This window comes from Novosphingobium sp. (assembly GCF_031424035.1).
Classification (GTDB): domain Bacteria; phylum Pseudomonadota; class Alphaproteobacteria; order Sphingomonadales; family Sphingomonadaceae; genus Novosphingobium.
In genome coordinates this window covers 1-23,300 of sequence record NZ_JANPGP010000065.1, presented here as the reverse complement: position 1 = coordinate 23,300, position 23,300 = coordinate 1, and the positions used below count along the sequence as shown (strand labels likewise).

Annotated in this window: 22 protein-coding genes; 13 read left to right on the top strand and 9 right to left on the bottom strand. The window is 65.0% G+C overall.

The window, feature by feature from the left end; translation table 11 throughout:
• Nucleotides 1-20 precede the first annotated feature (20 nt).
• Nucleotides 21-1,025, bottom strand: coding sequence for an agmatine deiminase family protein (locus RMO89_RS09875; protein WP_310532838.1), 1,005 nt, complete (start codon nucleotides 1,023-1,025; stop codon nucleotides 21-23).
• A 3-nt stretch (nucleotides 1,026-1,028) separates the two neighbouring features.
• The gene (locus RMO89_RS09870; protein WP_310532837.1) at nucleotides 1,029-2,696 is read right to left on the bottom strand and encodes a M28 family metallopeptidase; all 1,668 of its coding nucleotides are present in this window, start codon (nucleotides 2,694-2,696) and stop codon (nucleotides 1,029-1,031) included.
• A 172-nt stretch (nucleotides 2,697-2,868) separates the two neighbouring features.
• Here RMO89_RS09870 and RMO89_RS09865 point away from each other — a divergent pair, with 172 nt between their 5' ends.
• The 4 genes from RMO89_RS09865 to RMO89_RS09850 all read left to right on the top strand — a co-directional run bounded on the left by RMO89_RS09865 (nucleotide 2,869) and on the right by RMO89_RS09850 (nucleotide 7,763).
• A complete protein-coding gene (locus tag RMO89_RS09865) occupies nucleotides 2,869-5,604 on the top strand; it encodes a bifunctional [glutamine synthetase] adenylyltransferase/[glutamine synthetase]-adenylyl-L-tyrosine phosphorylase (RefSeq protein WP_310532836.1) in 2,736 nt (911 codons plus the stop codon).
• Entirely contained in the window at nucleotides 5,601-6,074 is a 474-nt protein-coding gene (locus RMO89_RS09860) for a peroxiredoxin (RefSeq protein ID WP_310532835.1), read from the top strand. The genes RMO89_RS09865 and RMO89_RS09860 overlap by 4 nt, the downstream gene beginning before the upstream one ends.
• Complete coding sequence (locus RMO89_RS09855; RefSeq protein ID WP_310532834.1) at nucleotides 6,071-6,877, top strand: ferritin-like domain-containing protein; 807 nt, start codon at nucleotides 6,071-6,073, stop codon at nucleotides 6,875-6,877. Before RMO89_RS09860 ends, RMO89_RS09855 begins: the two co-directional genes overlap by 4 nt.
• Nucleotides 6,878-6,989: 112 nt before the next feature.
• Nucleotides 6,990-7,763, top strand: coding sequence for a M23 family metallopeptidase (locus RMO89_RS09850; RefSeq protein WP_310532833.1), 774 nt, complete (start codon nucleotides 6,990-6,992; stop codon nucleotides 7,761-7,763).
• A 138-nt stretch (nucleotides 7,764-7,901) separates the two neighbouring features.
• On the opposite strand, the gene galU is transcribed toward RMO89_RS09850, so the two are convergent.
• Entirely contained in the window at nucleotides 7,902-8,789 is an 888-nt protein-coding gene (gene galU / locus RMO89_RS09845) for a UTP--glucose-1-phosphate uridylyltransferase GalU (RefSeq protein WP_310532832.1), read from the bottom strand.
• 80 nt (nucleotides 8,790-8,869) lie between these two features.
• On the opposite strand from galU, the gene murA reads away from it, so the two are divergent.
• Nucleotides 8,870-10,153 carry a UDP-N-acetylglucosamine 1-carboxyvinyltransferase gene (murA, locus tag RMO89_RS09840; RefSeq protein WP_310532831.1) on the top strand — a complete coding sequence of 428 codons (1,284 nt, stop codon included), beginning with the start codon at nucleotides 8,870-8,872 and terminating at the stop codon, nucleotides 10,151-10,153.
• Between the two features lie 87 nt (nucleotides 10,154-10,240).
• Nucleotides 10,241-10,498, top strand: a complete 258-nt coding sequence (locus tag RMO89_RS09835) for a hypothetical protein (protein ID WP_310532830.1) — start codon at nucleotides 10,241-10,243, stop codon at nucleotides 10,496-10,498.
• 6 nt (nucleotides 10,499-10,504) lie between these two features.
• On the opposite strand, the gene RMO89_RS09830 is transcribed toward RMO89_RS09835, so the two are convergent.
• The gene (locus RMO89_RS09830; RefSeq protein WP_310532829.1) at nucleotides 10,505-11,311 is read right to left on the bottom strand and encodes a phytanoyl-CoA dioxygenase family protein; all 807 of its coding nucleotides are present in this window, start codon (nucleotides 11,309-11,311) and stop codon (nucleotides 10,505-10,507) included.
• Between the two features lie 219 nt (nucleotides 11,312-11,530).
• Between RMO89_RS09830 and chrA the strand changes: the two genes are divergently transcribed.
• On the top strand, nucleotides 11,531-12,805 hold the full coding sequence (chrA, locus tag RMO89_RS09825) for a chromate efflux transporter (RefSeq protein WP_310532828.1): 1,275 nt from the start codon (nucleotides 11,531-11,533) through the stop codon (nucleotides 12,803-12,805).
• On the opposite strand, the gene RMO89_RS09820 is transcribed toward chrA, so the two are convergent.
• The 3 genes from RMO89_RS09820 to RMO89_RS09810 form a co-directional block, all read right to left on the bottom strand.
• The gene (locus tag RMO89_RS09820) at nucleotides 12,785-13,039 is read right to left on the bottom strand and encodes a ribbon-helix-helix domain-containing protein (RefSeq protein ID WP_310532827.1); all 255 of its coding nucleotides are present in this window, start codon (nucleotides 13,037-13,039) and stop codon (nucleotides 12,785-12,787) included. The genes chrA and RMO89_RS09820 overlap by 21 nt on opposite strands.
• Nucleotides 13,040-13,222: 183 nt before the next feature.
• Entirely contained in the window at nucleotides 13,223-13,945 is a 723-nt protein-coding gene (gene phbB / locus RMO89_RS09815; RefSeq protein WP_310532825.1) for an acetoacetyl-CoA reductase, read from the bottom strand.
• 116 nt (nucleotides 13,946-14,061) lie between these two features.
• Nucleotides 14,062-14,808, bottom strand: a complete 747-nt coding sequence (locus tag RMO89_RS09810; RefSeq protein ID WP_310532824.1) for a hypothetical protein — start codon at nucleotides 14,806-14,808, stop codon at nucleotides 14,062-14,064.
• 345 nt (nucleotides 14,809-15,153) lie between these two features.
• Here RMO89_RS09810 and RMO89_RS09805 point away from each other — a divergent pair, with 345 nt between their 5' ends.
• From RMO89_RS09805 to RMO89_RS09785, 5 genes are all read left to right on the top strand, one after another.
• A complete protein-coding gene (locus RMO89_RS09805) occupies nucleotides 15,154-15,576 on the top strand; it encodes a DUF3576 domain-containing protein (RefSeq protein WP_409035536.1) in 423 nt (140 codons plus the stop codon).
• A gap of 37 nt (nucleotides 15,577-15,613) precedes the next feature.
• Entirely contained in the window at nucleotides 15,614-18,142 is a 2,529-nt protein-coding gene (gene leuS / locus RMO89_RS09800) for a leucine--tRNA ligase (protein WP_310532821.1), read from the top strand.
• Complete coding sequence (gene lptE, locus RMO89_RS09795) at nucleotides 18,139-18,660, top strand: LPS assembly lipoprotein LptE (protein WP_409035535.1); 522 nt, start codon at nucleotides 18,139-18,141, stop codon at nucleotides 18,658-18,660. The genes leuS and lptE overlap by 4 nt, the downstream gene beginning before the upstream one ends.
• The gene (gene holA / locus RMO89_RS09790) at nucleotides 18,657-19,688 is read left to right on the top strand and encodes a DNA polymerase III subunit delta (protein WP_310532820.1); all 1,032 of its coding nucleotides are present in this window, start codon (nucleotides 18,657-18,659) and stop codon (nucleotides 19,686-19,688) included. The genes lptE and holA overlap by 4 nt, the downstream gene beginning before the upstream one ends.
• A 132-nt stretch (nucleotides 19,689-19,820) precedes the next feature.
• Nucleotides 19,821-21,272, top strand: coding sequence for a sugar transferase (locus RMO89_RS09785; RefSeq protein WP_310532818.1), 1,452 nt, complete (start codon nucleotides 19,821-19,823; stop codon nucleotides 21,270-21,272).
• 15 nt (nucleotides 21,273-21,287) lie between these two features.
• On the opposite strand, the gene RMO89_RS09780 is transcribed toward RMO89_RS09785, so the two are convergent.
• Together RMO89_RS09780 and RMO89_RS09775 are read right to left on the bottom strand one after the other, a co-directional pair.
• On the bottom strand, nucleotides 21,288-21,773 hold the full coding sequence (locus RMO89_RS09780) for an MmcB family DNA repair protein (RefSeq protein ID WP_310532816.1): 486 nt from the start codon (nucleotides 21,771-21,773) through the stop codon (nucleotides 21,288-21,290).
• Between the two features lie 41 nt (nucleotides 21,774-21,814).
• Complete coding sequence (locus RMO89_RS09775; RefSeq protein WP_310532815.1) at nucleotides 21,815-22,237, bottom strand: hypothetical protein; 423 nt, start codon at nucleotides 22,235-22,237, stop codon at nucleotides 21,815-21,817.
• A 143-nt stretch (nucleotides 22,238-22,380) separates the two neighbouring features.
• Here RMO89_RS09775 and RMO89_RS09770 point away from each other — a divergent pair.
• Nucleotides 22,381-23,300: MFS transporter (locus tag RMO89_RS09770; RefSeq protein WP_310532814.1), on the top strand; the 920-nt coding region annotated here is incomplete at its 3' end.

The window sequence follows — 23,300 nt, the reverse complement described above, 5'->3', positions numbered from 1 at the left end:
CGATGATGCGCTGAAGCCGGTTACCGGTCCGTTAAAGTCCGAGTCGGCATTTGCTGGCTGGCACAGTGGAACGAACCGCCGCCCGCCAGCACGGCATCGGCCATGATGCCCACCACCTCGCGCTCGGGGAACAGTTCGGCAATCGCGGCCACGCCGTCCGCGTCGTGCGGGGTGCCGTAGATCGGCACAGCCACCAGCTTCGAAGTGATCGCGAAGTTCATATAGCTGGCCGGCTCGATACGCCCGTCTGTCTCCACCCGACCGGGAGAGGGGATTTCCCGGACAGTCAAACCGTACGCCTCGGCCCGCCGAAAGGCATCGGCATAGATCGCCGCGTTGGGATCATTCGCCCCGGTTGCTTGCGGCAATGCGAGAATGTGCGGGGCGACAAACCGCGCGAGGTTGTCGACATGGCCGTCGGTATGGTCGTTGATCAGGCCTTCACCCAGCCACAGCACGCGCTCAAAGCCGAGGTCGCAGTGGAGGCGCGCCTCGATATCGCCGCGCGACAGGCCGGGGTTGCGATTGGGGTTGAGCAGGCATTGTTCTGTCGTGACCACCAGCCCGGTGCCATCGCAATCGAGCGCTCCGCCTTCGAGGATCCAGTCAGCAACCGTCGGCTCCAGCCCGGCACTGCGGGCGAGTTCCGCGCCGATGGTTTGGTCACCCTCCATCAGGTACTTGCCGCCCCAGCCATTGAAGCCGAAGCGCCGGGCAAGGCGGTTACCCGCATCATCGAGCACGACAAGCGACCCGGTATCGCGCAGCCAGACATCGCCATAGGTTCGCGTTTCCAGCATCACTTTCCCGCTGCACAGCGATGCCGCCCGCGCCGCATTGGCCCCGTCCCGCACGATCAGTCGCACCTCCTGCCCGCTCTCCGCCACGGCATTGGCAAAAGCAGCAATCTGCTCCTGCGCCTTGCCGAGGAAGCCAGGCCATTCGACCGGATCATGCGGAAAGCCGATCCACAGCCAGTCCTGCGGATGCCATTCGGGGGGCATCCGCGCGATCACGTCCTGCATCGGTTACTTGCCTTTCAGTCCGGCGCGGCTCTGGTCGCGGACGGCGCGGAATTCGTCGGTGGCGTACCAGTTGGGCCAGGTCTTGCCCATGGCGAGGTCGCGGCCCAGCGCCATGTAGAGCTCGACGTCCTGCACGATACCGGTGAAGTCCCACTTGCTCGAATATTCGTCGCTCGGCTGGTGGTAGCGGTTCTTGCGGTAGTCCTCACTCGCCGCCGCACCCGCTGCTGCGCCGCCATTCACCAGGTCATTGCCGCGCTTCACGTAGTACATCGGCACGCCCAGCTTGGCGAAAGGGAAGTGGTCCGAGCGATAGTAATAGCCGTGCTCCGGATGGTCCTCCGGGCTTTCCTTGAGGCCCCGCGCGGCCAAGGCCTTGCGGAACAGCGCGGTCAGCTCGCTCTTGTCGCCGCCCGACATGGCATAGTCGCGGGCGCGGCCGATGGGGGGCAGGTTGTCCATGTTGACCCCGCCGACCGTTGCCTTGAGCGGATAGATCGGGTTCTCGGCATAGAACTTCGAACCGAGCAGGCCTGATTCCTCAAGCGTGACGGCAAGGAACACCTGGCTGCGGCGTGCTGGCCCAGCAGCCACGCTGGCCTTGGCAATGGCGGCGAGCGCGGCGACGCCGGTGGCATTGTCAGCCGCGCCATTGCAGATGTCGTCGCCGCGCGCATCGGGGGTGCAGCGGCCAAGGTGGTCCCAGTGCGCGGAATAGAGCACGTACTCATTCGGGGCCTGCTTGCCGGGAAGAATGCCGATGACGTTGTGCGACATCGATTTGCGGACCGCGTTGTCGAATGAAAGGCTGGCCTCCAGCCCCAGCGGCACCGGCTTGAAGCCCTTCTGCTTCGCCGCCTCAGACAGCGCGCCAAGGTTCTGCCCCGCCGCGCCAAGGATCGCCTCGGCCACCGGCTTCTGAATCCAGCCGTTGGCGAGCGTGTTGTTCGCACCGTTGTTGGCGCTCTGGACATAATACTGCGCGCCGGTCCAGCTCGAATTGACGACGTTCCAGCCATAGGCAGCGGGGAAGGTGTCATGCACGATCAGCGCGCCCGCCGCGCCCTGCCGGGCGGCTTCCTCGTACTTGTAGGTCCAGCGGCCGTAATAGGTCATGCGGCGGCCCTTGAACGGGCCGTCCTGCGTTTCCATTGCATAGTCGGGATCGTTGATCAGGATGACTGCGATCTTCCCCTTCATGTCGAGCCCGGCATAGTCGTTCCAGCCGAGTTCGGGGGCGTTGATGCCATAGCCGACGAAGACCAGTTCGGCGTCCTTGATCTCGGTCCTTGGCGTCACGCGGTAGCTGGCCGCGACATAGTCGCTGCCGAATTTGAACGAGAGCGGGGCCGCGGCGCCGGTCACAGTAAGCGCGGAATTGTTGGTGGCGGTAATCTCCACGGTCGGCACGGCTTGCAGCCATGATCCCTTGTTGCCGGGCTTCAGGCCCGCCGCCTTGAACTGGGCGATGATGGTGTTGAGTACCTTGGGTTCGGCGGCAGACGAAGGCGCGCGGCCTTCCAGCTCGTCAGAGGCGAGGCGCTGGATCATCGCGCGCATGAGCTTGACGTCGACTTGCGGCGGTTCGGCCTTCTTCGGCGCGGCGGGCGCGGCGGAGGCCAGCGCAAGGCCAAGCGCGGTGATACCGGCGAGACGGATGGAGGATTTCATCGGCGACCTTTCGAACGGGGGGCCTTGCCCTTGGGGGCGGCCGGTGCTGGCGCGGTTGTGGCAAAGGTCGCGGGGGGCCGCAAGTTTGATCCTGCGCATGGCCGGGCGCCCCCCATGTGTCTTGAAGGACTGCCCGCTTGATTGCGGGGCAGGTACAGGGCAGGGCAAGGCCATGGCACGAGAAGCGGACTGGCAGGGAGCAATCACGCGGGCGCAGGCCTGCGCGCCCTATCTCTCAGGCTTGCTCGAACGTGAGGTGGACATTGCCGCACTGCTGGCCGAAGGGCGCGGCGAAGAGGCGATGGCTTTGGCACGCAGCTATGGCGAGGCCCCGGGCGACGTCGGCGTAAAGCTGCGCCGGGAAAAGCGCGCCCTCGCGCTGGCGCTGGCAATTGGTGATCTTGCGGGCGCCTTTGATCTCACCCGCGTCGTTACCGAGCTGTCGGACTTTGCCGACCGGGCGATGGACGCGGCGATTGCCGATGCGATTCTGGCGCGCGTCCCCGATGCCCAGCCTGCGGGCATGTTAGCCTTGGCGCTCGGCAAGCACGGCGCGCAGGAGTTGAACTACTCCTCCGACATCGATCCCATCCTGCTCTATGATCCTGAAACCCTGCCCCGCCGGACCCGCGACGAACCGGGCGAGGCGGCGCAGCGCGTGGCGCAGGGTCTGGTCCGCACGATGAGCCACATCGATGCGGGCGGTTACGTGTTTCGCGTCGACCTGCGACTGCGCCCGGCCTCCGAAGTCAGCCCACTGGCGATCCCCATCGACGCCGCGCTCAGCCATTACGAAAGCTCGGCGCTGGCGTGGGAGCGCGCCGCTTTCATCCGTGCGCGCGCCTGCGCCGGGGATATCGATGCTGGCCAGCAGTTCCTTGCCGCCATCCGGCCTTTCGTCTGGCGCAAGAGCCTCGACTTCGGGGCCATAGCCGAGATTGGCCGGCTGACCGGGCGGATCCGCGCCAGTCACAAGGGGGCAGGTTCGGTGGGGCCGGGCTTTGACCTCAAGAAAGGGCGCGGCGGCATTCGCGAGATCGAATTCTATGCCCAGACGCACCAGCTGATCCACGGCGGGCGCAACCCGGCGCTGCGGCTGCGGGGAACGCGCGCCTCGCTCGATGCCCTTGCCGAAGCCGGGATCATCGCGGGCGAAGATGCGCGGATGCTGGGCGAAAGCTATGAACGGCTGCGCACGCTCGAACACCGGTTGCAGATGGTGCTCGACCAGCAAACCCATTCGCTGCCGACCGATCCTGCCGCGCTTGATCGGGTCGCCCAGCTTGAAGGGCTCGCCAGTGGCAGCGCGCTGGTGGACGAAATCGCGGCGATCACTGACATGGTCGGCAAGCGCTATGATATGCTCATCCTCGCTCATGCCGGGGTGCCGGGGCACGAAGGCCACCGCGCGCCGGCCGTGCCGGCGCTGGGCGGGGAAAGGCTCGCTGCCGAACTCGACGGCCTGGGTTTCGAGGATGCGGACGATCTTGCGGCCCGGGTTGAGGCGTGGCGCAGCGGCAAGGTGCGCGCGCTGCGCAGCGAGGCGGCTCGCGCGGCTTTCGATGCAATCCAGCCGGCGTTGCTGAGCGCGCTGGCCCAGTCGCCCGATCCGCGCCGCGCCTTCCTGCGCTGGGAGGAATTGCTCACCCGCCTGCCATCGGCGATCAACCTGTTCCACCTGCTCGAAGCGCGGCCCGCCTTGCTCGAACTGCTCGCCAAGGTGCTGGGCCTCGCGCCGCCGCTGGCCGAGGCGCTGGCCCTGCGCGCCGACCTGCTCGATCCGTTGATTGACGCCACGGCCTTTGCGCTCCCCGGCGAGGTTGGCGCGATCGCTGCCGAGATGGCCGAGGGTGAGGCGGACGACGATTACGAGCGCCTGCTCGGCCGGGTGCGCCGCAAGGTGGGCGAGAAGCGCTTCGCGCTGGGCGTGCAACTGGTCGACGCGATGACCGATCCGGTCGCCGTGGCGCAGGCCTATGCGCGCGTCGCCGAAGCCGCGCTGGCGGTGCTGGCCAGCGCAACCGTCGCCGAATTCGAGAAGGTACACGGTCGAATTGCCGGTTGCGATCTTGTCATTCTCGGGCTCGGGAGGCTGGGCGGCGGGGCGCTGACCCATGCTTCTGACCTTGATCTGGTCTATTGCTTCACCGGTGAGACGGGCGGCGAATCGGATGGCGATCGGCCGCTGGGCGCGACGATGTATTTCAACCGGCTCGCTCAGCGTATCGGTGCGGCGATGTCCGTCCCGACGGCGGAAGGTGCGCTTTACGAGGTCGATACGCGGCTGCGGCCATCGGGTGCGCAGGGGCCACTGGCGGTGAGCCTCGATTCGTTTGCACGCTACCAGAAGGAGAGCGCGTGGACCTGGGAACACATGGCGCTCACCCGCGCGCGGACGATCTTCGGCCCGGCGCAGGCGCGGGCGGCGCTGAGCGCAATCGTCAGCGAAGTGCTCACCGCGCCGCGCGATGCCGCCAAGCTGCGCACCGATGTACTGGCGATGCGCGCCGAGATGGCGCGGCACAAGCCCGCAAAAGGCCCGCTCGATGCCAAGCTGGCGCGCGGCGGGCTGGTCGATGTCGAATTCCTCGTCCACTTCCAGCAACTGCGCGACCATGTCGGCCTCACGCCCTCGCTGCCCGATGCGATTGATGCGCTGGCGGCAAAAGGCCTCGTGCCCGTGGAGCTGCGCGCCGCGCATGACGCCATGACGCGGCTGCTTGTTGCCGCGCGGCTGCTTGCGCCCGATTCGCAAGTGCCGCCGCCGGGTCCGCGCGCGGCGCTTGCCAGCGCGTGCCATTGCGACGATTGGCAATGCGTGATCGATGATTTCACGCAGGCCCGCCGTGTTGTGGCGCAGGCCTGGGCGAAAACTTTCGGCGAGCAACTGGAGCTGGATACCCTATGAGCGAAAAACCCGGCGTGGGCGATCTGATGCCCGACGTAGCCCTGACCACCCCCGAAGGCGGCGAGGTTCGCGCCTCCGACCTTAAGGGCAAGAAGGCAGTCGTGTTCTTCTACCCCAAGGACGATACCCCCGGCTGCACGGTCGAAAATCAGGACTTCACCGCGCTGGCGGACGATTTCGCGGCTGCCGGCGTGGCCCTGCTCGGCGTCAGCAAGGACAGCCCGGCGCGCCATGCGAAGTTCATCGCCAAGTACGGCCTCAAGGCCCCGCTCGCCAGCGATGCGGCCGAAGGCGGCCTGTCAGACGCGCTGGGTGTGTGGACAGAGAAGGTCAATTACGGCCGCACCTATATGGGCATGGTCCGGACCACTTACCTGCTGGACGCCGAAGGGCGCATCGCGCGGGTGTGGGGCAAAGTGAAGGTCAAGGGCCACGCCGCCGAAGTGCTGGAGGCGGCGAAAGCGCTTTGACCTCGCTTGCTGCCGCGATCCGGGCTGCGCTGCTGGCGGGCGATCCGCGCGCCAAGTTGATGGCTGCGCGCGGGGTGGCGCGTGACTGGCGGCTCGGGCGACTGGACTTCGCGTTCGATTGCGCGATGCCCGATCGCCCGGCGCGGCCTGAACGACCCGAATTGCTCGCGCCCGGACGCATGCCCAAGCGCGGCAAAGGCGGATCACTGCGCGGGCGAATCGCGCTTTGGCATGCGCTGGCGCACATCGAATTCGTCGCCATCGATCTCGCACTCGACATGGCGGGACGATTCGGCGGGGAGATGGGGCCGGACTTCGTCAGCGATTTTCTCAAGATCGCGGCGGACGAGGCGATGCATTTCGCCATACTCCAGCGGCACCTTGCGAGTATGGGCGCCGCCTATGGCGATCTGCCGGCGCATGACGGCTTGTGGGAAGCAGCGCACCTCACGCGGCACGATGTCGCGGCGCGGCTGGCGGTCGTGCCGATGGTGCTCGAAGCGCGCGGGCTCGACGTGACGCCGCCGACCATCGAGCGGGTGCGCCAAGCGGGCGACGGGGCCGGCGTGCGCATCCTCGAACGAATCCTTGACGATGAAATCGTGCATGTCCGAATCGGCACAAAGCATTTCACCGCAGTCGCTTTGGCGCGCGGTGAAGCGATGGAAGACCTGTGGAAAATGTTGGTAATCCGCCACTTCACTGGGGCCATTAAGCCACCGTTCAACGACTCGGCGCGTCTCGCGTGCGGTCTATCGCGGGAAATGTACCACGCTGTTGCTTTGCCCGGAGTGGCCCTCTAGCCCAATCTCACAGAGACGGCGGGGGGTCCGACCATCTCCAAAAAAACAAGAACCAGCGGGTCGCACGCCTGGTTCGGCAGTATGTCGAGTTGGACGGTATAAAGGGTTTTACGTGGTCGTTTCTTCAATTCTCAAGCTTCGTTCAATTGCTGGCTTCGTGGTCGCTGCGCTTTCTCTTGGCGCTGCCGTACCCGCTTTCGCCAACGCCAGCGCGAACGCAGACATCATTGCGCCGCTCCGCGCATCGCAGGCCGCCAAGTCGCAGTCTGGTAACGGTTCGGGCGACGATGAGTTCCGCACACTGTTTAATTCCTGGCAGAAGCTTGACGGGGGTCGCGCCCTTGCCGCTTCGACCCAGCCCAAGCGCTCGGCGATCGTGCCCGGCCTGACCGGCATTTCCACCCAGGTCGCCATCCCCGGCACCGTTTCGATCCCGTCGCTGATGCCGCTCGAATCGGGCCTGCTGCGGTCCAGCTTCGGCATGCGCAACCACCCGATCCTCGGCGGCCGCCGCGCTCACAAGGGCGTAGATCTGGCCGCCCCTTCGGGCACCCCGATCTACGCTTCGGCCGATGGCATCGTCAGCAAGGCCGAATGGTTCTCGAGCTATGGCCTGTACGTCAGCCTTGAGCATGGCGGCGACATCCAGACCCGTTACGGCCACATGTCGCGCCTCAATGTTTACAATGGCCAGAAGGTCCACAAGGGCGACCTGATCGGCTATGTCGGTACGACCGGCCGCTCCACCGGCCCGCACCTGCACTATGAAGTGCGCGTTGCCGGCCTTGCCGTGAACCCGATCCCCTACATGCAGGGTGGCGATTTCAAACCCGCTACCCTCGCCGCAGCGGCTACGGCCCCGGCAATGGGCGGCGACGACGAATAACAATTAGCGCGAAACAATAAGCTGACCGGGCAAAGCGCGGCAGCGAACAGGTACTTTGGGAGAGGTGCCAGGAAAAGGGCGGTGCGAACCGCCCTTTTCTGTATCTGGGGCTTTTTCGGTTTCAGGCCGGGCGAAAGATCAGCAGCCCAGCAGCCGCCGCGCGATGGCGCGTACTTCATCCGCCATGTCCTCGCGCTCCAGCGCTAGCGCCAGAGTTGCCTCGACAAAGCCGGTCTTCGATCCGCAATCGAACCGGCGGCCATCAAAGGTGACCGCATGGAACGGTTGCTGGCCGATCATCTGCGCCATGGCATCGGTCAGCTGGATTTCCCCGCCCGCGCCGGTCTGCTGGCTTTCGAGCACGCGCATGACTTCGGGCTGGAGGATATAGCGGCCCGTGATGATCAGATTTGACGGCGCATCCTCGCGCCTGGGCTTTTCGACCAGTCCTTTGACTTCGGTCAGCGCGCCTTCGCGCGCGCCCGGGGTGATCACGCCATAGCTCGACACCTCTTCCTCGGGCACTTCGAGCACCGAGATGATATTGCCGCCAACCCGGTCATAGGCCTCGACCATCTGCTTCATGCAGCCGCCGGTGCCATCCGCCTTGCCGATCATCAGCTCGTCAGGAAGGAACACGGCGAAGGGCTCATCGCCGACAATGGCGCGGGCGCACCAGAACGCGTGGCCCAGCCCGAGCGGCACTTGCTGGCGCACGGTGACGAGATTGCCCGGCTGGATGCGCGTCGGCTCCAGCACCTCCAGCGTCTTTTCGCGGTCCTTCATCGTCGTTTCAAGTTCGAAGGCCATGTCGAAATGCTCGACAATCGCGGTCTTGCCCCGGCCAGTGACGAAGATCAGTTGATCAATCCCCGCCTCGCGCGCCTCGTCGACGGCGTACTGGATCAGTGGCCGGTCGATGATCGGCAGCATTTCCTTGGGAATGGCCTTGGTCGCGGGGAGGAAGCGAGTGCCGAGCCCGGCGACCGGGAAAACGGCTTTGCGAATAGGCTTTTGCGACGGCATGGGCCGAGGAATCGCAGGCCCGTGCAGCCGCGTCAACCTTGTTACTTGCCCGCGCCACTTTTGCAGCTAAACCGCCTTTTATGGACAAGATCATCATCGAAGGCGGCAAGCGCCTCTCCGGTACGGTGCCTATTTCGGGTGCCAAGAATTCCGCGCTCACGCTGCTGCCTTGCGCGCTGCTGACGGACGAGCCGTTGACCCTGCGCAACCTGCCGCGCCTTGCCGATATTGACGGGTTCCAGCACCTGATGAACCAGTTCGGCATTTCGACGACGATTGCCGGCAGCCGGCCCGAAGATTTCGGCCGGGTGATGACTCTGGAGGCAACGCGGATCACCACCACGGTCGCGCCTTACGAACTGGTCCGCAAGATGCGCGCCTCGATTCTCGTGCTTGGCCCGATGCTGGCGCGCATGGGTGAAGCAACCGTGTCGCTGCCCGGCGGCTGTGCCATCGGCAACCGCCCGATCGACCTGCACCTGAAAGTGCTGGAAGCTCTGGGCGCTCATATCGAACTGGCGGCGGGCTATGTCAAAGCGGCCGCCCCCGATGGCGGGCTGCCCGGCGGGCGCTATTCGTTCCCGGTGGTCTCGGTCGGCGCGACCGAGAACGCGCTGATGACCGCCGTGCTGTGCAATGGCAAGTCAACGCTGCACAACGCCGCGCGCGAGCCGGAGATTGTCGACCTGTGCAAGCTGCTCGTCGCCATGGGTGCGCAGATCGAGGGCATTGGCACCAGCGACCTGACGATCCACGGCGTTCCCCGGCTCCATGGCGCCACTTATCGTGTGATGTCGGACCGCATTGAAGCCGGCTCCTATGCCTGCGCGGCGGCGATCACCGGCGGCGAAGTGACGCTGAAGCACGCCGTAATCGAGGAAATGGACGCCACGGTTCAGGCGCTGCGCGATGCCGGCGTGTCGGTCGAGAAGGTGCCCGACGGTATCCACGTTGCGGCGGACGGCCCGCTCAAGGCGATCACGCTTTCCACCGCGCCCTATCCCGGTTTCGCCACCGACATGCAGGCGCAGTTCATGGCCATGCTGTGCCTTGCCGAAGGGTCATCGGTGCTGACCGAGACGATTTTCGAGAACCGCTATATGCACGTGCCCGAGCTTAACCGCATGGGCGCGCATATCGAGACCAAGGGTCGCACTGCCGTGGTCCACGGGGTGGGCAAGTTGACCGGCGCCGAAGTCATGGCGACCGACCTGCGCGCTTCGATGAGCCTGGTGATTGCCGGCCTCGCCGCCGAAGGCCAGACGCAGGTCCACCGGCTCTATCACCTCGATCGCGGTTATGAGCGGCTTGAGGAAAAGCTCGCTCTGCTCGGCGCGCAAATCGAGCGCGTCGGCGGGGAATAACGGCGACCGCGCAACTTATCGGTCGCTCCGATGTTGACTGCAATACAGCCTTTTCGGGCTGTCAGTCTTTTTCAGGAGGAGCGGCACATGGCCTTGTTCAAACTCGCGATGGCGGCGGCGACCGGTTACGCAATTTATGAAATGGCCAAGGCGGGGCGCAAGCGCACCGCGGTAGCGTGGCCTGCGGCCTTCGCGCGGGGCGAGGCGACGCCCGGTTTCGCGCCTGTTCGCAACGCCGGACCAGATTCGATGGCCAGTGACCTGCCCAAGTGGGGCAAGGTCGACGAAGCGAGCGACGAGAGCTTCCCAGCGAGCGATCCGCCCAGCAGCAACCGGTTCACCTAAGCCTGATCAGTCGATCAGCTCGGCCCGTACCAGACGCTTGCGGTTCTTCTTGTCCATGCGCTCCAGCAAGGCGCGGGAGGCGACGACCTTGCTGTTGCCCTTCCGGAAGTTCTCGTAATCGATGAAGAACGGCCGGCAGACCGTGGCATAGATCATCGCGCGAACGCGGTCGGTGGTGTTCTGCTCGGCGCGGTGGACCATGCGGAAATCCCAGAGGCAGCATGAGCCTGCCGGCTGGTCTGCGCTGATGAACAGGTCCGGGTCCTTGAGAATTTCGAACTCGCGCTGTGATCGCGGGATGAAGGCGGTGCGGCCGATCGCGGCATCAAAATCCATCAGCGGAAAGGCGACCGTCAATGCGACCGGCGGCAGGATCTTGTCGATGCCGGTGCCGCCGAACAGCCAGTTCCCATCACGGTGCACCCGCAGGTCAACGGCATGGGGCCGGGCGATGACCACGCCGATTGATTCGAACACCCACGTATCGCCAAGGATCGTGTTGAGCACGCCGGTCAGCGCCGGATCGAACAGCAGGTCCTCGACATCAAAGGGCGCGGAAACCGGCAGCGGGAAGGCGAAGCGCTGGTCGCCGACGGCGATGTGGTCATCGGGCTCGGCCCCGATGCCGAGCGTTTCGGGGAAATGTTCTGCCAGCTGGGCAAGCAGCCGCGCCATGCGCTCGGGCGTGGCCAAGCCATCGATGAAGGCCACTCCGTCGCGGTGCATGCCGGACAGGATCGTTTCCGGTTCATCGCGCGGAGCGCGGGTGATGCTGGTGCCGGCAAGGCTGGCAGGGGCGGAAGTACCAGTCATTAAGGGTCCAGACGTAATGCGGCGGGCGGCGAACCTGACAAGTCTATGCGTGCTGGCCAAGGCTATTGTCAAACCCCGGGCCGCAAGGCTAGAAACCGGCCAAGCGGGGCAGTGCAACCTCCCGCTGGGCCTTCGGCTTTCGGCGTTCCCGCCCAAGTGTTGTGGATTTGATCGGGTGCCCGCTGGCTGGTTATGGCCGGGGCGCCGATGGGAACGCGCATGATTGACAGCAAACCTGAATTCAATGACCTCGTCCGCACCTTTGCCCGGATCGGCTGCCTGTCGTTCGGCGGCCCGGCAGGACAGATCGCGCTGATGCACCGAGAGATCGTGGAGGAGCGCGGTTGGGTGGACGAAGGCGCTTACCTGCGCGCGCTCAACCTGTGCCACCTGCTGCCGGGGCCAGAAGCGCAGCAGCTCGCCACGTGGATCGGCTGGAAACTGCACGGCGTGCGCGGCGGACTGGCGGCGGGGATGCTGTTCGTTGTTCCGGGTGCGCTGGTGATGTTCGGACTGTCGCTGCTTTATGTGATGGCGGCCGGGCTCACCTGGTTTGCCGCGCTGTTCCTCGGCATCAAGGCGGCAGTGCTGGCGATCGTTGCACAGGCCGTGATTCGCGTTGGCAAGCGGGCGCTGGGCACCCAGTTCAAGCTGGTTCTGGCGGGGGCTTCGTTCATCGCGCTTACCGCCTTCAACGTGCCGTTCCCGCTGGTGATCCTGTTTGCCGGCGTGCTCGGCGCGCTGGTGGCGCGGATCGAGCCTGACTGGCTGGATGCCCACGTCGTCGACACCGGTTCCGTGCCCGAACACGGCAAGCGGCACCTTGCCTTGCAGACGCTGAAGACGGTGGCGACATGGCTGGCGATCTGGGCGCTGCCGATGGTGCTTGTCGCCGCGACTCTCGGCACGGATCACGTGTTGTGGCAGATCGGCGCGTTCTTTTCCAAGCTGGCAGTGGTCACGTTCGGCGGGGCCTATGCCGTGCTGGCCTATATGGCGCAGGCCAGCGTCGAGCAGTTCGGCTGGCTCTCACCCGGCGAAATGGCTGACGGATTGGGCCTGGCCGAAACCACGCCCGGTCCGCTGATCATGGTCACTCAGTTCGTCGGTTTCCTCGCCGGATGGCGCGATGCCGGGCCGCTGGCACCGTTCGTTGCCGCGTTGCTCGCCGCGGGGCTGACCACCTGGGTTACCTTCGCGCCCTGCTTCATGTGGATCTTCGCCTGCGCGCCGTGGATGGACCGGCTGGAGCGCGTGCCTTCGCTGCAAGCGGCGCTGGCCGCGATAACAGCCGCCGTGGTCGGTGTGGTCGCAAACCTCGCGGTTTGGTTCGCGCTGCACGTGCTGTTCCGCAATGAAAACCTGCTGTTGTTTGACTGGCGGGCCGGGCTGATCGCGGTGCTGGCGGCGCTGCTGCTGTTCCGGTTCAAGCGGTCGGTGTTTGAAGTGCTGGCCGTTTCCGCCGCAGCAGGACTATTGCTCGGTCAGGTTTGACGCCAGCCCCAGATTCACCACCAGCCAGAGCCGGATGGCCCCGGCCAATCCCGGCGGTACCTCGGCGCACATGCGCTCGACATCGATGCGCGCGACGAGCGCATTGATCGGCACCCCTTCCGCTTCGGCCGCGTGTCTGAGCATGTCCCAGAACAGCGGCTCTAGGCTGATCGAGGTCTTGTGGCCGGCAATCTCGACCGAGCGTTTTACCGGGGGGTGGAAGGGCGAGGTCATGGGGTGTGCCGGCAGGAGAGCGGCAGGTTTCCTACCTGCGTGGCGGGACGGTTCCTTGACATCGTCCGCTACGGCCTCTTTCTCGCAGGGCGGGCACAGGCCTGGAACTTTCGCTTCAGGACTGTGTCCAGTGTGTCCACCGCTGTCACCCTTGCCGGCCGTACCTGCGCCCGCCAGCGATGATCAATACATGTGCTGGCCGCCGTTGATGCTCATGGTCGAGCCGGTGACGAAGCCGGCATTGTCCGAGCACAGAAAAGCCACGCCGCGGGCGATTTCGCTGGCCTGGCCAAGCCGGCCGACCGGGATCTTGGCGACGATCTTTTCGAGCACCGGGGCCGGCACGGCGGCGACCATGTCGGTATCGATATAGCCCGGCGCGATGGCGTTGACGGTGACGCCGAACTTGGCGCCTTCCTGGGCCAGTGCCTTGGTGAAACCGTGGATACCCGACTTGGCGGCGGCATAGTTCACCTGGCCGTACTGGCCGGCCTGCCCGTTGATCGAGCCGATGTTGACGATCCGGCCCCAGCCGCGCTCGCGCATGCCGGAGAAGGTGGCCTTGGCCATGTTGAAGCAGCCGCCGAGGTTGATGCGCATGACATCGTTCCAATCCTCGAAGCTCATCTTGTGCAGTACGCCGTCGCGGGTGACGCCGGCATTGTTGACCACCACGTCAATCGGGCCGAACTCGGCCTCGACCTTGGCGCAGCCGTCAATGCAGGCCTGATGATCGCCGACGTCCCATTTGGAGGTCGCAATACCGGTTTCGGCAGAGAATTTCGCGGCCGCAGATTCGTTGCCCGCGTAGTTGGCAACCACGGTAAAGCCCATTTCCTTCAATGCCAGACTGATCGCCTGACCAATGCCGCGGGTTCCGCCGGTTACGATTGCCACTTTCGCCATGGTGCCCACTCCCTAGGTGCATGAGGAGCTATTCCTCTGAAACTACGCTAGGCGCGACGGCAGATTCCGGCAAGCGGGAGATTGGCGGAAATAGGCGGAAAAATGCCTTGCCGAAGTCAGAAGCGGAACTGGGTTCCGACATAGACAGCCTGGCTGTCCTGCCGACCATCGGTGAGCGGCACCAGCCGGTCGCGTTCCTGCGAATAGCGCACGCCGGCGGTGACATTCAGATTTTTGCCAAGGCGGTACGAGCCGCCAAGATCAACCAGTGCCTCGCCATTGCCGCCGAACGTACGCGGCGCGCGGCCCGCATTCTCGCGGTTGTCGAGCGTGATGCGCGGGGCAAAGCGCGAAGGCGCATCCTTGGCCCCGGCGCTCAGCGAGAAGCTGGTCAGGGCCGGGTCCTCACCATGGCGCGCGTCCTTGGGCAGGGTGAAGCCTTGATAGCCGCGCGAAACGCCGAGGTTGTAGGCGGTAGGCGCTATGCCGAGCGGGCCGAGTTTGCCGCCGGCATCGCCAAGCGGGCCGCGCACATTGACCGCGCGGGCCGTGGTCGCATCGACGCGGACGGCAACGGTGATCGAACGATCAGGCCGGCCGGCAAGGCCAGCGGGCGTAAAGCGGAAGACCTGACCCTGGGGCAGGCTGGAGAGGCTTATCTGCCGGGCCAATGCCGGATCAACCGAAGCCGGGATGATCGTCCCCATGGCCGCACGCTCGTTCAGTGGCACGTTGCGCGGTTCGTAATTGCTGGAAAAGGCGAGCACGGCGCTGGGCAGGGCGAGAAGCCCCACGGCGCTGGCAATCAGCACTGCCGGGGAAAGCCCCGAAAAGCGTGCCTGTATATCCCTTGCCCTGATCATGGCTTGGCCGATCTACCTCCCGCCACCTGAACCTGCCCCTAATGGGACTCGGCAGGCGAAGCGACATTTTGCGCCTGATTCGCGGGCAATCCAAGCGAATTCGCTGGCACCCGCATTTGCCGGTGGCCAGTCCTTGCTTTTGCCAATTGAGCCTGCATCCCGTTCACTTGGGGTTCAAGCCGCGTGCGGCCTTGGTGGGACGCGCAACGCATCAAAGCTTGCCGCGCGCGGCCTCGCGGTTATAGAGGCGAAACGCGCGGAAGGCCGATGGCATGGCGCAATCATTTTGACGGGAACCGAGTTACGATGACTGGCACTGCTTCAAGCCGCAAGACCAAGACTGTAATGGCAAAGGCCGGCCTCGTGCTGATGCTCGCGCTCTCGGTAACCGCCTGCGGCAAGAACAGTCGTCCCAAGGCAGACCTTGCCGCCAGCAAGGTCACCACGATCGGCGTGAATTCCTATCTGTGGCGCGCCAGCCTTGATACGCTGTCGTTCATGCCGCTGGTCCAGACGGACAGCAACGGCGGCGTAATTGTCACCGACTGGTACGCCAACCCGCGCAACCCGGGTGAACGCGTCAAGGTCACCGTCACAATCCTCGATCAGGACCTGCGCGCCGATGCCCTGCGCGTCGCCACCAGCCGCCAGATCTCGCAGGCCGGCAACTGGGTCGATGCGCCGGTCCAGGCGGCCACTGTTCAGAAGCTTGAGGACATCATCCTCACCCGGGCACGTGACCTGCGGCGCTCTGCCGTCGCCAACTGATCCTCCACCCAAATCGACTCGACAGGGGGGCTAGAACATGACCGAGCGGTTTGACCCGTCCGTCGCCGACGGGCGCTGGCAACGCATTTGGGACGAGCAGCAGACCTTCAAGGCTGACGACGCGAGCGCCAAGCCGCGCTCCTACGTGCTCGAGATGTTCCCTTACCCCTCGGGCCGCATCCACATCGGCCACGTGCGCAATTACACGATGGGTGACGTGCTCGCCCGCGCCAAGCGCATGCAGGGCTTCGAAGTGCTTCACCCGATGGGCTGGGATGCCTTCGGCATGCCGGCAGAAAACGCCGCGATGGAAATGGGCGTTCACCCCGGCGGCTGGACGCGCGACAATATCGCCAACATGAAGGCGCAGCTGAAACGCCTCGGCTTCGCGCTCGACTGGAGCCGCGAACTGGCAACCTGTGAGCCGGAATATTACGGCCACGAACAGGCTCTGTTCCTTGACCTTTATGAGGCTGGCCTCGTCTACCGCAAGGAATCGGCGGTCAACTGGGACCCGGTCGACATGACCGTGCTGGCCAACGAACAGGTAATCGACGGGCGCGGCTGGCGCTCGGGCGCGCTGGTCGAAAAGCGCAAGCTCAACCAGTGGTTCCTGAAGATCACCCAGTTCGCCGATGACCTGCTCGCTGGTCTCGACGGTCTCGAAAACTGGCCCGAGAAAGTTCGCACGATGCAGGCGAACTGGATCGGCAAGAGCCAGGGCCTGCGCGCCAAGTTCAACTTCGTCGATTCGGCGGACGGGATCGAAGTGTTCACCACCCGGCCCGACACGATGTTCGGCGCGAGCTTCGTTGCCATCGCCGCTGACCATCCGGTGGCGCAGCAGATGGCCGGGACCGTACCCGAGCTTGCCGAGTTCATCGCGGAATGCAAGCGCGGTGGCACCACGGCGGCGGAACTGGAAACGGCGGAGAAGCTGGGCTTCAACACCGGACTTTCGGTTGAACATCCGCTCAAGAAGTCATGGCACCTGCCGGTCTATGTCGCGAACTTCGTGCTGATGGACTATGGCACCGGCGCGGTCTTCGGCTGCCCGGCGCATGACCAGCGCGACCTCGATTTCGCGCGCAAGTATGAACTGCCTGTCAGCCGCGTCGTTGCTGATGGCGATGAAACCGGCGAGTCCTTTGACGGTGACGAGGCCTATACCGGCCCGGGCCGCATCGTGAATTCCGAATGGCTCGATGGCATGACCGTGACCGATGCCAAGGCGGCAGTGATCGCCAGGGCCGTCCATGACGGCTGGGGCGAGGCCGAGACCCAGTACCGCCTGCGCGACTGGGGCGTCAGCCGCCAGCGTTACTGGGGCACGCCGATCCCCTTCATCCACTGCGAAGTCTGCGGCGTGGTACCGGTGCCGAAGAAGGATCTGCCGGTGGTCCTGCCCGAAGACGTCAGCTTCGACGTACCCGGCAACCCGCTGCTGCGTCATCCGACGTGGAAGCATGTCGGCTGCCCCAAGTGCGGCGCGCCGGCCACGCGCGAGACCGACACCCTCGACACCTTCGTCGATTCCTCGTGGTACTTCCTGCGGTTCGCCAGCCAGCCGGGTGACAAGCCGTTCGACCCTCAGATCGTCAAGCAGTGGCTGCCAGTCGAGCAGTACATCGGCGGGATCGAACACGCGATTCTCCACCTGCTCTACGCCCGCTTCTGGACGCGCGCGCTGGCGCATATCGGCAAGCTCGATTTCGCCGAGCCGTTCGCCAGCCTGTTCACTCAGGGCATGGTGACGCACGAGACGTACAGCCGCACAGATCCCGCGAACGGCCAGCCGGTCTATTTCAGCCCGGCCGAAGTCGAGCGCGGCGGGGAGAGCGCGGTGCTTGCGGCAGATGGTGCGCCGGTCGAGATCGGCCGCGTCATCAAGATGTCGAAGTCCAAGAAGAACGTGGTCGATCCGGACGACATCATCGCCCAATATGGCGCTGATGCGGTCCGCTGGTTCATGCTGTCGGACTCGCCGCCGGAACGCGACCTGCCGTGGTCCGAAGCCGGTATCGAGGGCTGCGCCCGCTTCGTCCAGCGCCTGTGGCGGCTGTTTGGCCAGTACGACGCGGCTGCCACCGGCGAAGACAAGTCCCTTGATCGCAAGACACACCAGACCGTTCACGCCGCCGCGCAGGACATTGCCTCGCTCGGTTTCAACAAGGCCGTGGCGCGGATTTACGAGCTGACCGCCGTAACCGAGAAGGCCGCGCCCTCGGCCAGTCGTTCCGCCGCTATCCGCACGCTGCTGCTGCTCACGGCGCCGATGATGCCGCACCTCGCCGAAGAGGCATGGGCGGGAATCGGCGGGGAAGGCCTCGTCTCCGATGCGCCTTGGCCCACGGTCGATCCGGCGCTGCTGGTCGAGGACGAAGTGACCATCGCCATCCAGGTGCTGGGCAAGCTGCGCGATACCATCACCGTCGCCAAAGGGCTGCCCAAGGAGGAAGTCGAGGCGCTTGCGCTCGCATCCGAGAAGGTCCAGCGTGCGCTTGATGGCAAGGCTGTGAAGAAGGTGATCGTGGTGCCCGACCGTCTGGTGAACCTCGTCGCATGACGCGCATGGCATTCCTCGTGCTGGGCGCGGCGCTGTCGTTATCGGGCGCGCTTTCGGGCTGCGGATTGCAGCCGATGTACGCTGGCGGTGGCCGCGGCGCGGTTGCCCAGGGCCTCGCTGCTATCGACGTTCCGCCAATCGAAGGGCGCGCCGGCTGGCTGATGCGCAATTCGCTCAATGACCGGCTCGGCGCGGCGGGGACTGGCGGCGCAGCGCGCTACCGGCTCGATGTGCGGCTGGATGACAAGCTCGAAGGCCTTGGCCTGCTGTCTGACGATACCATTGGCCGCGAACGCCGCACCCTGCGCGCCCGCTATCAGCTGGTTGACCTTGCCTCAGGCGCAATCGTCATGGACGCGACTGCCGGGGCGGATGCGGGCATCGACGTCGTCAGCTCCGAATATGCGACCATCGCGGCGGAGAACAAGGCGCTCGAAAACCTTGCGGAAGAAGTCGCCAGCCGCATGGTGACGCAGATCGCTCTCCAGCTGCGCAAGGGCGCGGCAGCGGGCAAGTGAAAGCCAGCCAGCGCGATTTCAACACCGTCGCCCCCAAGGCGGCGGCACAGGCGCGCACCTTCTTTTTCTGCGGCCCTGACGAAGCCGGAGCGCAGGACGCCGCCTTCCGCATCGCCGGCCTGCTCGGCGATATTGGCGAACGCGTCGAGATGACCGGGGCCGAACTCAAGAAGGATCCGGTGCGGCTGGGCGACGAAGCGCGCTCGACCTCGCTGTTCGGTGACAAGCGCCACATCTGGGTCCGCGTGCAGGGCGACGAGGCGACCGAGGCGGTCGAAATCCATGTGTCCAGCGTGGTCGAGGCCTGCCCGGTGCTGATCGTCGCCACCGGCGCGACTGACAAGGGCCGCACCGCCAAGTTGCTGGCTGACCGCAAGGATGCCTTGGTGGCGATGTTCTGGCCACCTGACCTGAGGTCGGTTTCTGGATCGGTGCGCGATATGGCCAGCGCCGCCGGGCTGCGGATCGACGGCGCGATTGCCGATCGGATCGCCCGCGCCTCGGGGCTCGATACCCGGTTGGCGCAAAGCGAAATCAACAAGCTCGCCCTGTTCCTCGACGCAGCCCAGGAACGCCCGCGCACCGCCGATGCCGCCGCGCTCGATGCGATCGGCGCGGCAACCGGTGATGATGGCATGATGCCGATCGTCAACACGGTCCTTGCCGGCGAAGTTGCCAAGCTGCCGGGCGAACTTCGCCGCATCCGCGAAATGAACATCAGCCCGGTCGGACTTCTGCTGCAGTTCGAGCGACGCGCCGCCCAGTTGGCCCAGCTTGCCGCCAAACTGGGCCCGCGCGGTGACGTTCGCGGGCTGATCGAGTCGGAAAAGGCGGCGCGCCGCATTTTCTGGAAGGACGAGCGCGACTTGCAGGCCCAGCTTATGCGTTGGCGCGGCAAGCGGCTGCAGCGGCTGGTCGACCGCTTGGCCAACCTGCACCGCGCGCTGCTGGCGAACAGCCAGTCGGCGGAATTGCTGCTGGCGCAGGAACTGGCGGAAATTGCCCGCTTTGCCGCTCACAAGAATTGAGCCGAAAGGTGCCCCAAAGCGGCACTCGGTATTTCTCCTTAAATAGTTTAAACAGAGGGCTTGAATTAAGTCCCTGTTGCAGTGCAACATAGTGCTGCAATAACACATTACGTATTGCAGGATTGACCAGCCATGCTGTCCGATCAGTTCACCCAGAGGGACCGCAACAGAGTGAATGTCGAGAGCGCCATTTCAGCCGAAAGCCGCGCAGTTCGGACCGCGCGTTCGCGCACGCTTCCGGAGGAATCGCGGCCCGGGCTCGAGCGGCGGCGCCTCCAGTGTTACCTCGCGATCCTTCTCGGCGACATTGCCATGCTGGTCTCCGCCTTCGTCTTTGGCGGCTGGATCTATCAAGGGACCGCCGGCGTCCAATCAGGCCTGATCCTTGTCCAGCTTGTCATCCCGGTGTTTCTCACCATCGCGCTGTACAACAATTCCTATTCGTTGCGGTCGCTGCAGACAGCTTCCTATGGCGCGGTGCGGGCGCTGATTGCGCTGGCCATCTCGTCGGCCGTGGTCATCTTCATCGCCTTCTACACCAAGTCCAGCCAGGACTTTTCGCGCATCGGTTTTACGCTTGGCGTGGCACTCTCTGCTGCCATGATTCCCTGGTTGCGTGCCCAGATGCGCGGCTTCGTGGCGTGGCGCTGCGGCAGCCGGGTGACGTACGAATTGCTCATCGACGATGAAGGTCCGGCCATCGAACTGCCCGGTACCACGCGGATCAACGCGTGCCGCTATGGCCTGGTCCCTGATTCGAGCGACCCGGTGGCGCTTGACCGGATCGGCGGCCTGCTGCGCGGCTGCGACCGCGTCGTCGTGTCCTGCCCGCCAGAGCGCCGCCATGCCTGGTCGCGCATTTTCAAGGGAACTGCCGTTGCCGGTGAAGTGATCGACAACACCATTGTCGAACTCGATGCCATCGGTGCGCGGCAAGCGGGCGGTTATGGCCTGCTGCTGGTTTCAGTCGGGCCGCTGGGCCTGCGTTCACGGGCGCTCAAGCGGACGTTCGATGTCATCGTTGCCGGGCTCGGCATCCTTGTGCTGTCGCCGGTGATCGCGCTCGTCGCGCTGTTCATCTTTCTTGAGGATCGCGGTCCAGTACTCTTCGTGCAGAAGCGCATGGGTCTGTCGAACACGTTTTTCTCGATGCTCAAGTTCCGGTCGATGCGGGTGGCGCAGCTCGATGACGAGGGCGCTGTCTCGACCGCGCGCGATGACGTGCGGATTACCCGCATTGGATCGTTCATCCGCCGCACCTCGCTCGATGAATTGCCGCAGCTGTTCAACGTGCTGCTGGGCGACATGTCGATCGTCGGTCCGCGCCCGCATGCAATTGGCAGTCTGGCCGGCGATAAAACCTTCTGGGAAGTCGATTCGCGCTATTGGCTGCGCCATGCTCTCAAGCCGGGATTGACCGGTCTGGCGCAAGTTCGCGGGCTGCGCGGGGCGACCGATCACGAATCGGATCTGCAGGACCGGCTCCATTCCGATCTCGAATACCTCAACGGCTGGTCGATCTGGCGCGATGTCAGGATTGTCTTCTTGACGATCCGGGTGCTCGTCCACGACCGGGCCTATTGAGCAGCCAACCGGCGATCAGCCCCAGTCGTTGCAGTGCGGATCGGCACCGACAACCTGCCGCCGCAGCGAGGCCCGGGCCAACCGTTCGATCTCCGCCTTGCGCCGCGCGGCATTAAGCCCGAGATCGGGCGCAGGGCGCAGGAATTCCGCGTCATAGCCGTCTGCGATGATCAGGCCACAGCGATCAGGCAGGAAGTTGGCGGTCTCCATGCATTCGCGATCAAGGTGATGCGACAGGCCCCAGTAGAACCGGTCGCAGTGGTCAAGATAATCGGTCCACTTGCCATCGCCGAGCAGGTCGGCCTTGCTGACCTTTATCTCGACGATGATCACCCGGCCTTTGCCGTCGATCCCCATAAGGTCGGCGCGGCGATTCGATCGCAGCGGCATTTCGGGCAGGCACCAGATATCGTTGCGGGCGAACAGCCGGCAGATTCCTCGCGCCACGGCCAGCGAGGTGCGCGGTTCAAGGAGTGATTCGGCAGGGGCAGGCAGGCTCATTCCGCCAGTTTAGGAACAGACCGGGAACCTTGCAAGCCGCATCAGAACGGGCGGCGCATGTCCCTGGCTTTCGGCGCCAGCGTCAGCAGGGCCGAGCGTGCGGTCATGAATTCCTGCCACAGGCTCAGCGCGGCGGTGCTTGCGTCGATCCCGCGGGCATGGACTGCAAGCAGGGCACCGATCCCGGTTTCCATGATCGCCGACAAGTCATCGACGCCCTGCCCGGCCACATCGCGTTGCCATCCTCCGACATCGCGAATCACTGCCGGGAAATTGCGCAGTTCGGCGGTCATTGGCTCGGGAGCGATCCCGGCCAGTGTGGCGACGATGCCAGCGGCGTCATGCAGCGCGGACCATTTCATGCCCATGGAGCTTGCAGAAGCCTGGCCGAACGAGGCACGGCCCGATCCGACGAGCGCCGGGGCGGTGGCCGATCCGGCAAAAGGGGAGAGAGTTCCAGTCATGCTTGCCCCTTACGGCATAGCCCCTTGCAAAATTGCTAAGGCGATGCGGGCGACGCGTGATTGCGCTTTCGCTTTGCGCGCGTCCCGCCATGATGGCGGCAAGCGCTGCGGCATGATCCGCGTGCATCTGGGCGGGGAATGACATGGCATCGGGCGAAATGCTGGCCTTGGGCGAATGGAAGCGGCACGGTTGGAATATTCCCGCCTGTCTGGCCGGCATGATGCTGGTGTCGGTTCACAACTATGCGCTGGGCGCGATGGTCCTGCCATTGGAGCGTGAATTTGGCTGGTCCCGGTCAGAGATTACCGCCGGCCATTTCTTCCCCTCGATGGCGGCCATCATCCTTGCGCCGCTGGTTGGCATCGCGATTGACCGTCTGGGCGCGCGGCGGATTGCGCTCACGGGCGTGCCGGCGTTCTGCCTGTGCTTGGCGGCACTATCGCTGGCCGGGCCATCGATTACCTCGTGGCTGGTGCTCTATTTCCTGCTCGGCGTGGCATCGATGCTGATCTTCCCGACGGTGTGGACCACTGCCGTCAACGTGCGTTTTGACCGCAACCGGGGCAAGGCGCTGGCGGTGACGCTGGTCGGCACCGGTGTCTCGGCCACCTTCGTGCCGACACTGACGACGGTGCTGATTGCCGAGGAAGGCTGGAGAACCGCCTATCAGGTGCTGGCGCTCGGCTCCTTTGCCATCGTTTTCCCGCTGGTCTGGTTCCTTTTCGCCCGCGACGAACAGCGTGGCGCCGGCGCGGGGCATTCGGTCCATGCGAAGCCAATGGTGGCAGAGCTGCTGTCGGCGCGGTTCCTCAAACTGGCCGCAGCGGCCTTTGCCTTCGGGCTGGCCGTGTCGGCAGTGACGACCAACGCCGTGCCGATCCTGCGCGCGGAAGGCCTCGATCCGCTCGCCGCCGCCAAAGCTGCCGGACTGATCGGCATGGGCTCGATGATCGGGCGGCTGCTCGGCGGGGTAATGCTCGATCACCTCGAAGCGCGTTACGTGGCGGCGGGATCGATGCTGCTGCCGGTCGCCGCCATCGCCATCCTGCTGTCCTCGCAAGG